The following is an 8,806-nucleotide window of genomic DNA, read 5'->3' as shown; positions in this document are numbered from 1 at the left end:
CGTCAGCAAGACGACACCAAAAAGCCCGGCGACAACGTTAAAGTTATCGCCGGGCACATGATACTAAAGTCCCATGCTACAGCACGTGAAGATTAGGGTTAGTCAACTGGCCAGAAAGCGCCTGTTGGGCTAATAACCCGTTGTGTTCGCAGATTTCGTATAGTGATTGGTAGGTCACATCTGAAAGTAAGAGGCCACAGTCTGAGACATCCGCGTTGTAGATAATTGCTGTTGAAGGCGTATCGACCTTCATCTCAGAGGCAAGACGTTGGTCAGCTTGGAAAGCCCGTTTCGCTAAATCGGACTGACGATCTTCTTCAAACATTGGCAAATCTAATTTGACGGCTTTAGCGACATCAATTGCTAGGTCGTCTGAATAGGGCGTTTCAGCTTCAACCAAACGATCCTGAAGGGTCAATAAGAATTGACGACCCTTTTTTTGCCTTGGAAGAGCGCAGCTTTATAGTCTAAGATAATGCGGTAATGTAAGTTAAATTGATCGTTACGAAGACTCAAATCGTGGCAATCTTGATGAGTTGATTTCAGGTGTTGATCGATAATCTGCGGATTGAGTAATGGGATAAATTGATAGGACACGTCGCCGAATACTTGATCGGCAAGCTTTAGGATACATCGTTCCGACTTCATACAGCGACTGCCTAATGGGTTAATAAAAAGGTACACTTCTAACAAAGTTTTTTCCTCCATTATTTAGTCGTTAGGTACTAACGACCATCGGTTCAAACACAATCATATAGCATTCGTGATGAATTGCAAGTAAGTTGTTTGGGACACCCAAGGGCCCTGTTACTGAATTGGCACAGTTAAATTACTTTGTCGTATCACGTATTTTTACCGGGTTTTGTCAAGAAAAAAGCGTTGAAGCTAAATGACTGGTCTAGGCTATTGGGCTTGGGTTGGGACTTGGTTACGGTTACTTAGCCAGTGCCAATCAGGTTAAATCAGCCTTCAAAACGGTCGGCCGATTATGCGGTGAAAACAATGACACAAATGATTTATGTTTCGCCGAAATATGATAGAATTGAGGGTGTTTGTTGCAGATTGTACAAACAAACACCAAGGATTTCGAGGTGAATGGATTGATTGAGAATTGGGATCACTTTTTACTGCCCTATACCCAGGCAGTGGATGAATTAAAAGTTAAATTACGGGGTATGCGAAAACAATTTCAAAATCAAAATCAACGACCACCAATTGAATTTGTAACGGGGCGGGTCAAGCCGGTGGCAAGTATTAAAGAAAAAATGACCCGTCGCCATGTGAGTGAGGAACGTTTGGAACAAGATATGCAAGACATTGCTGGGTTACGAATCATGTGCCAGTTCGTGGAGGATATCTATCAGGTCGTGGACCTGCTTCGAAAGCGGTCAGATATGACGATTTTGGAAGAACGGGACTACATCCACAATGAAAAACCAAGCGGCTATCGCTCGTACCACATTGTAATCGAGTATCCGGTTCAAATGGTCACGGGTGAAAAACGAATCTTAGCTGAGGTTCAGGTTCGAACGTTAGCCATGAATTTCTGGGCAACGATTGAACATTCTTTGAACTATAAGTATCAGGGCGCTTTTCCAGAAGAATTGAGTGCGCGATTGCAGCGGGCTGCGGAAGCGGCCTTTAAACTCGATACTGAGATGTCAGAGATTCGCGAAGAGATTCAGGAGGCCCAACACCTATTTTCATACGGTAAGGCACCGACTGAACGGACAGATGATGAGAGTAAGAAGGATGATCAACGGTGAAAATATCGATTTTTAGTAATCCGGGGGACGCTTCTAAACAAGTCTCGGACGCATTAAAGGCCAAAATTAAGGCTGAAAAGTTAACACTGGACGATGAACATCCTGATATTGTGATCACGGTTGGGGGCGATGGGACGTTATTGACGGCCTTTCACCACTTTCGGGATCAATTAGCCACGATTCGGTTTGTTGGGATCCATACGGGCCATCTGGGATTTTACACGGATTGGCGAGACTATGAAGTTGATGAGTTGATCGATAGCTTAGCGCATGATAACGGTCAAAGTGTCAGCTATCCACTATTGGATATTTTTATCAAGTATGGCAATGGTCAAAAGGAACGGTTATTAGCTTTGAATGAAGCGACGATTAAAAAGGTGACCGGGACGATGTTGGCCAACGTATACATTAAAGATCAATTGTTTGAAGTATTTCGAGGAGACGGCCTTTGCGTTTCAACGCCAACCGGTTCCACGGCTTACAATAAGTCGACCGGTGGGGCAGTCCTTAGTTCAGAACTGAAGGCAATTCAAGTTTCAGAAATTGCCTCGATCAATAACCGGGTGTTTCGAACACTAGGGTCACCAATCGTCATTTCACCTAACGAATGGGTGCGAGTTGAACCGGTCAATTCCGATGAAAATTTGATGACGTGTGACCAGATGATGGTGGAAAATCGCCTGATCGACTCAGTGACGTTCCGAATTTCAAAACAACGGATCAATTTTGCACAGTACCGGCACACCCAGTTCTGGAAACGGGTTTCTGAATCCTTTATCGGGGTTAAACCAAATGATTAGGTTTTCGTGGCCCTATTTAGGCGAGGTCCCGATTTACGTACGGACTTTTTTGAGACAACAGGGAATCAGTCGAACTTTGTTGAAGCAGATCAAATTCAGTGGTGGCAATATTCAGGTAAACGGTGAAGTTGTGCGGGTGACCCACCGGATGGTGACTGGTGATCAGTTAACCGTTACGTTGCCGCCTGAAACGGCAAGTGAACGGATCAACGCGTCTCAAGTGCCACTGTCAATTTTATATGAAGATGATCACTTTTTAGTCGTTAACAAACCAGCGGGAATTGCCTCGGTGCCGTCCCACTTGTATCCCGATGATACGCTCGTCAATCGCGTTAAGGGGCATTTAGAGGCGATTCAGGCGCCGAGTCAGGTGACCCACATTGTGACCCGGCTTGACCGCGAAACGAGTGGTGTGGTGATTTTTGCCAAGCACCACTTTGCCCATACCGTGTTGGATACGCAGTTGAAACAGCATTCGATTCGAAAAACTTATGTTTGTCTGGCGCAGGGGCAGTTTGCCAAGCGTCACGAGCTGATTGATGCGCCGATTGGCCGAGCACCGGAATCATTTATTAAACGGATGGTTCGCCCGGATGGAAAACCAGCACAAACTGAGTACTGGCGAATCAATCAGTTTCGGCAAACAGCGCTATTACGTGTTCGGTTACATACGGGGCGAACCCATCAGATTCGGGTTCACCTGTCAGCTTTAGGACATCCGCTGGTTGGCGACTTCCTTTATGGTCAGCAAACCAATCCTTGGATCCGCCGACAAGCCTTACACTGTGCCGCGGTTAGTTTTATAACCCGTTTAGTCAACAAGAGGTAACGTGTTATGCGCCGTTACCGGCGGATCTGGCAGCGGCAATTCAAGCAGAATCTCAGCTATAAACTGGTCGAGTTCGAATGGTAGCTACTAAAAAACGTCATGGCTTCCTAGAAAGAAGTCATGGCGTTTTTTAACTCATTTAGTTAGCGGATTGAAAAGACTGTGCCACAGCGGTAATACCAAGTTGGGCTTCCAGTTCGGTCGCGTCATTAACGTTAAGGGCGACTAATTGAATCCCAGCGGCAGTGCAGAGATTTTGAAGTCGGGAAAGATCAGCAGTTTGTTGATCAGCATGCCCGCTGGCATAAACCCGTTCAAAATCATGATCGGCTAACCAAGTGATCGTTTCGGTCTGAACTTCGGGTGTCATATCATCGATGCCGTTAGCAAAGGATAACGACATGCCACCAGCTGCCGCAATCAAGTTGGTCATCGCTTCAGTATCAAGCTGGTGATCAGGCGTTAAGGCGCTAAAAATGGCGGCATCGGCACCAAGTTGCTGGGCTTCTAATAGGTCAGCTTCCATAATTTTTAGCTCCGGATCAGTGTAGGCAAACGAGTGTGCGTTGGGACTGATCCAAACGCTGAGGGTTGCTTCGTGATCGTGGGCGTATAGCGTTGCTTCTGCAATCATGCCTTTACTGGGGGTAACACCGGCGGACGCAATGCTTAAGCGTTGGTGTTCTTGATGAATAGCAGCGGGTAGGTCGGTGTAGGTTTCGATAATGGGTTCTGTTAGAATCAAAGTGAGTCTCTCCTTTAATAGTTGCGTAACATCGGTTGCGCGGTTAATGAATCGATTATAAACTGTTACGATAATTATGTCATACTTAGCGCGCTCGAATAATGAAATTTCACTGAAAATAATTAAAGTTGTGGGATGGGAGTGGGAACGTTGAAACGAACTGGACACAGATTAACGAGTTGGTTTACCGAAATGGTCTTGAACAACCAAGTCGTTGTGGCGTTGATGATTAGTTTGCTGATTTTGCTAAATCTATTGATTTTAAGTCGATTACCCGGACTTTGGACACCAATTCGGTCGTTATTTGATATTTTAGGGATCCCGATTATTATCGCAGGGGTGGGGTATTACTTGATCAATCCACTGGTTGATCGGTTGCAACGACGGTTTCATGTTAATCGACTGGTGACGATCACCGGTATCTTTTTAATTATTATCGGGTTGATCGTCTGGGGGTTATTTACAATCGTTCCCATTATTCAAGAGCAGTTTTTATCGTTGCTGCGTAATTGGCCGCGTTACTGGGATCACTTGGAAGCATTCGTTTTACAGGCCTTTCCGGGAGCAACATTTAAGGAATTTCGTGGTCAAATCACCAATCTAAACCAAGATCTTGCGGCTGTACTCAGTGGCGGAAAACAATCACAGTTTATGAAATTGTCATTGAATTCATTGGCGAGCTTTGTGTCGCATTTGTCGACCATACTAATTGCGCTCATTACGGCCCCGTTTATTCTGTTTTACCTGTTGAAAGACGGTCAGCGGGTGCCATCATACTTGGCCCATTTTGTCCCTTACCGGATGCGGGAATCGTTTTTACGCATCTTGACGGATATGAACCGGCAAGTTAGTAACTACGTTCGGGGACAACTGACGGTGGCCTTTTTCGTTGCCGTGATGTTTTCGGTTGGTTACGGAATCATCGGGCTTAAGTTTGCGTTGCTACTCGGGATTACCTCAGGTATCTTGAATTTGATTCCATACCTAGGCTCTTTTCTGGCGATGGTGCCATCAATCGTGGTTGGCGCGTTTATTTCACCCGTGATGCTGATCAAGGTGCTGATTGTCTTTGTCATCGAACAAACCTTGGAGGGGCGGGTGATCTCACCATTGGTATTGGGAAATACTTTGTCGATTCATCGTGACGATTATTTTCATTCTGTTGGCTTCGGGGAAACTATTCGGCATTGTGGGTGTTATCTTGGGCATTCCCGGTTATGCGGTGTTGAAGGTCATTTTGACGGAGCTGTTTCATTGGTACCGGCAACATTCGGATTTTGAGAAGCAATCAGAATGATTAGGTCGGTCTACTTCGGAAGCACAGTAAAATCTAAATGGTGGCGCTTTCAATGGAAACGCTAATTTAAAACTGGCTGATAGCAACGTCTGGGGTGACTTGGTTGATAAGGTCGCCCTTGCGAATTAGCTTGCATTATTCGTGATTTAGTGTTAAATTATTCTTCGAGAAATCGTTCGGGAGCGGATGTCGAGAAATCGTCAGCCACTGTCGAATTTGCACTTCATTAACGCAGTTCCTCGCCGTGTTGACACCGAGGGGTTGCGTTTTTTTCTGTCTACAGGTAGCATTTAGATAACTAAGTGATGAGAGCGAGGAAGTTGTAACATGGCAAACCACATTGTTTTATTTGAACCACTTATGCCGGCCAACACCGGTAACATTGCCCGGACCTGCGCCGGTACAGATACGATTTTAGATTTAATTGAACCACTGGCTTTTCAGTTGACGATGCTCACTTAAAACGGGCCGGTTTAGATTATTGGGATAAGGTCGATATTCGTTACCATGATAACTTACAAGCCTTCATGGCAACGGTGCCGGATCTATCACGGTTGTTTTTAGTTTCTAAATTTGCGAACTATGCGTACAGCCAACGGGATTATACCGACGTTGCTGGTGGTGACTTTTACTTCATGTTTGGTAAGGAGACAACGGGTCTGCCAGAGCCATTTATGCGCCAACATACGGAACAAGCCATTCGAATCCCTCAAGATGATTCTCATATCCGGGCACTGAACTTATCTAACTCTGCTGCCATCGTGATTTATGAAGTGCTGCGCCAGCAAAACTTTGGCCACCTTGAGCTAAGCCATACGTACGAAAACGATAAGTTAAAATAAGGTGCCAAAGTAGGAGGGCGATTTTGTGGCACAAAAACGAAAAACAACCCGCCGGAAAACGACAACCACGCGGCGTCGACCAACTAAGCGGGGCCGAAAGTCGAGCCAACCGAGTTACACTGTTAACCTGATTGGCGGCATCGTTGCAGCGCTCTGTTTACTTGCACTCTTTCAAACGGGGTTTATTGGCCGGTTCGTTGCCAATATCCTTCGCGTGATTGTTGGGGATACCTACGTCGTTCCCGCTTTACTAGGAATTGCTGCTGGTCTTGCGTTGGTGGTGACTGGCAAGTGGCCACGGTTACCTGGCCGCTATGTTTGGTCAGGCGTTTTGATTTACCTAGGCGTACTGTTGTGGTTAGAAACTTCAGCATTTTTGCAGCTCAATCAACACACTGGGTTTGTGGCGTACACGTGGCAATTAGTTGGTGATGATTTTGCTAACGATAGTGTGAATGCCATTCTTGGTGGTGGGACGATTGGGGCGCTGATGCTGACCGTCACCAGCTTTTTAGTCGCCTTTGTCGGGTCTCGGATCGTTGCAGTCGCACTGATGTTGGTTGGTGCAATGATTTTGTTCAACGTTTCGGTTGGTCAGGTCATGCACGTGATTGAAGTTGTTGCAGCCTTTTGCTGGTCTAAAGCAGGTTGGGTGGCTGATCGGTTGATGGCGGGGATTGCACGTTTGAAACAGATTCAGGCTAACCGACCGAAACGGCCAGTTAAGCAACCCAAGCCAGCGGTGACTGAAACAACCACACAACCAGAAACGACCACGCCACTAACGGCACCGGAAGATAAGACGTTACCAACACCGGTAGCGGAACGGTCAACGACTGCAGATACGGTGCCAATTAACGTGGCGACGCAACGCAGTAAAGCGCCGGCTATTCCTCCGGCTCAATCAGCGGCTGAGGAGGGCGATGATGAGCCAATTATGGTCTCATCGGTTGATGAAGATCCTAACTATCAGTTACCGGATACGTCACTATTGACGCCGATTCCCCAAAAGGATCAAAAAGATGATTATGATCTGATCGAAAAAAATACTAAAATCCTAAAGCAAACCTTGGACAGTTTTGGCGTTGACGCTGAAATTAAACACGTTAACTTAGGGCCTTCCGTGACCGAGTATGAATTGCACCCTGCAATTGGGGTCAAGGTATCTCGAATCGTTAATCTGGCGGATGATCTCGCGTTAGCTTTAGCTGCTAAAGATATTCGGATTGAAGCACCGATTCCTGCAAGTCACTTGTTGGGATCGAAGTGCCAAACCGCGAGATTTCAACGGTGTCGTTCCGAGAAGTGAGCGAAGCAGTCCCACATGGGCCAGCACACCTATTGGAGGTCCCGTTAGGACGCGATGTAACTGGGCAAGTAATCACCTCTGATTTAACCAAGATGCCTCATTTGCTGATTGCGGGTTCTACCGGGAGTGGTAAATCAGTTGCGATTAACGGCATTATTACCAGCATTTTGATGAATGCAAAACCCAATCAGGTCAAGTTGATGTTAATTGATCCGAAGAAGGTTGAATTAAGCGTTTATAATGGGATTCCGCACTTGCTGACACCAGTGGTTTCTGAACCGAAAAAAGCAGCGCGCGCGTTGCATAAAGTGGTTCACGAAATGGAACAGCGTTACGATCTGTTTGCTAAAGTGGGACAACGAAAAATCTCGACGTATAATCAATTTGTTCAAGAACAAAATCAAACCACGGATAAGCCGTTACCAACGTTGCCCTATATCGTGGTGATTGTCGACGAATTAGCCGACTTGATGATGACGGTGTCCAACGAAGTGGAAGATGCCATTATTCGCCTCGCCCAAATGGGGCGGGCAGCCGGAATTCACATGATTATTGCAACGCAACGGCCATCCGTCGACGTTATTACCGGTTTGATCAAGGCTAACGTGCCATCCCGAATCGCGTTTGCAGTTTCCAGCGGGGTTGATTCCCGGACGATTCTGGATGCGAACGGTGCTGAAAAGCTACTTGGACGCGGGGATATGCTGTATCAACCTATTGATAAAAATGCCGGCATTCGAGTTCAGGGAGCGTTTATCCCTGATCAAGACGTTGAACGGGTGACCGACTTTATTCGTGAACAGCAAACGGCTGAGTATGATGAACAGATGATGGTAACGGATGACGAAGTCGCGGAGGAACAAGCCAGTTCTGAAGATGAACTGTTTGACGATGCGCTAAACTTTGTTGTTGATCAACAAAAAGCTAGTACATCATTGTTACAGCGCCACTTCCGAATCGGTTACAATCGGGCAGCTCGCTTGATCGATGATTTGGAACAAGGTGGTTTTATTGGTCCGCAAGAGGGCAGTAAACCACGGCAAGTTTATAAGCAAAAACCACCAACGGATGATGAGCTTTAAATCAGCAGTTGTTAGCCACCTGTCAGTATCTGATGGGTGGCTTTTTTGTTGTGTACACTATTGTTTGTGTCCAGCGTAAGGGTTGGGTGCGATTTTGGTGTCGGCTGTTTGTCATCGCTTCGCTCGCCAAAGCCGT

Annotated in this window: 4 protein-coding genes and 4 pseudogenes; 6 read left to right on the top strand and 2 right to left on the bottom strand. The window is 46.3% G+C overall.

Annotation, left to right across the window (positions count from 1 at the left end; translation table 11 throughout):
- Nucleotides 1-76 precede the first annotated feature (76 nt).
- A pseudogene (locus JCM2765_RS18420) lies at nt 77-648 on the bottom strand (DsbA family protein).
- A 452-nt stretch (nt 649-1,100) separates the two neighbouring features.
- Here JCM2765_RS18420 and yjbM point away from each other — a divergent pair.
- The 3 genes and pseudogenes from yjbM (at nt 1,101) to JCM2765_RS15175 (ending at nt 3,457) form a co-directional block, all read left to right on the top strand.
- Nucleotides 1,101-1,766: a GTP diphosphokinase gene (gene yjbM, locus JCM2765_RS15185; protein ID WP_162231430.1), complete on the top strand. Its 666-nt coding sequence runs from the start codon at nt 1,101-1,103 to the stop codon at nt 1,764-1,766.
- Complete coding sequence (locus tag JCM2765_RS15180; RefSeq protein WP_054737426.1) at nt 1,763-2,566, top strand: NAD kinase; 804 nt, start codon at nt 1,763-1,765, stop codon at nt 2,564-2,566. Before yjbM ends, JCM2765_RS15180 begins: the two co-directional genes overlap by 4 nt.
- Nucleotides 2,559-3,457: pseudogene (locus tag JCM2765_RS15175) on the top strand (RluA family pseudouridine synthase). The gene JCM2765_RS15180 and the pseudogene JCM2765_RS15175 overlap by 8 nt, the downstream one beginning before the upstream one ends.
- Before the next feature lie 77 nt (nt 3,458-3,534).
- On the opposite strand, the gene JCM2765_RS15170 reads toward JCM2765_RS15175, so the two are convergent.
- The gene (locus JCM2765_RS15170; protein ID WP_054737425.1) at nt 3,535-4,140 is read right to left on the bottom strand and encodes a copper homeostasis protein CutC; all 606 of its coding nucleotides are present in this window, start codon (nt 4,138-4,140) and stop codon (nt 3,535-3,537) included.
- Nucleotides 4,141-4,290: 150 nt separating this feature from the next.
- On the opposite strand from JCM2765_RS15170, the gene JCM2765_RS15165 reads away from it, so the two are divergent.
- The 3 genes and pseudogenes from JCM2765_RS15165 (at nt 4,291) to JCM2765_RS15155 (ending at nt 8,670) form a co-directional block, all read left to right on the top strand.
- Nucleotides 4,291-5,421, top strand: a complete 1,131-nt coding sequence (locus tag JCM2765_RS15165) for an AI-2E family transporter (protein WP_225352131.1) — start codon at nt 4,291-4,293, stop codon at nt 5,419-5,421.
- 343 nt (nt 5,422-5,764) lie between these two features.
- A pseudogene (locus JCM2765_RS15160) lies at nt 5,765-6,279 on the top strand (tRNA (cytidine(34)-2'-O)-methyltransferase).
- A gap of 25 nt (nt 6,280-6,304) precedes the next feature.
- Nucleotides 6,305-8,670: pseudogene (locus JCM2765_RS15155) on the top strand (FtsK/SpoIIIE family DNA translocase).
- Nucleotides 8,671-8,806 lie beyond the last annotated feature (136 nt).

The organism is Secundilactobacillus similis DSM 23365 = JCM 2765 (assembly GCF_001311075.1).
GTDB lineage: Bacteria > Bacillota > Bacilli > Lactobacillales > Lactobacillaceae > Secundilactobacillus > Secundilactobacillus similis.
Note: the sequence above shows the minus strand (reverse complement) of the source record. Positions and strands in the feature narration are given on the sequence as shown.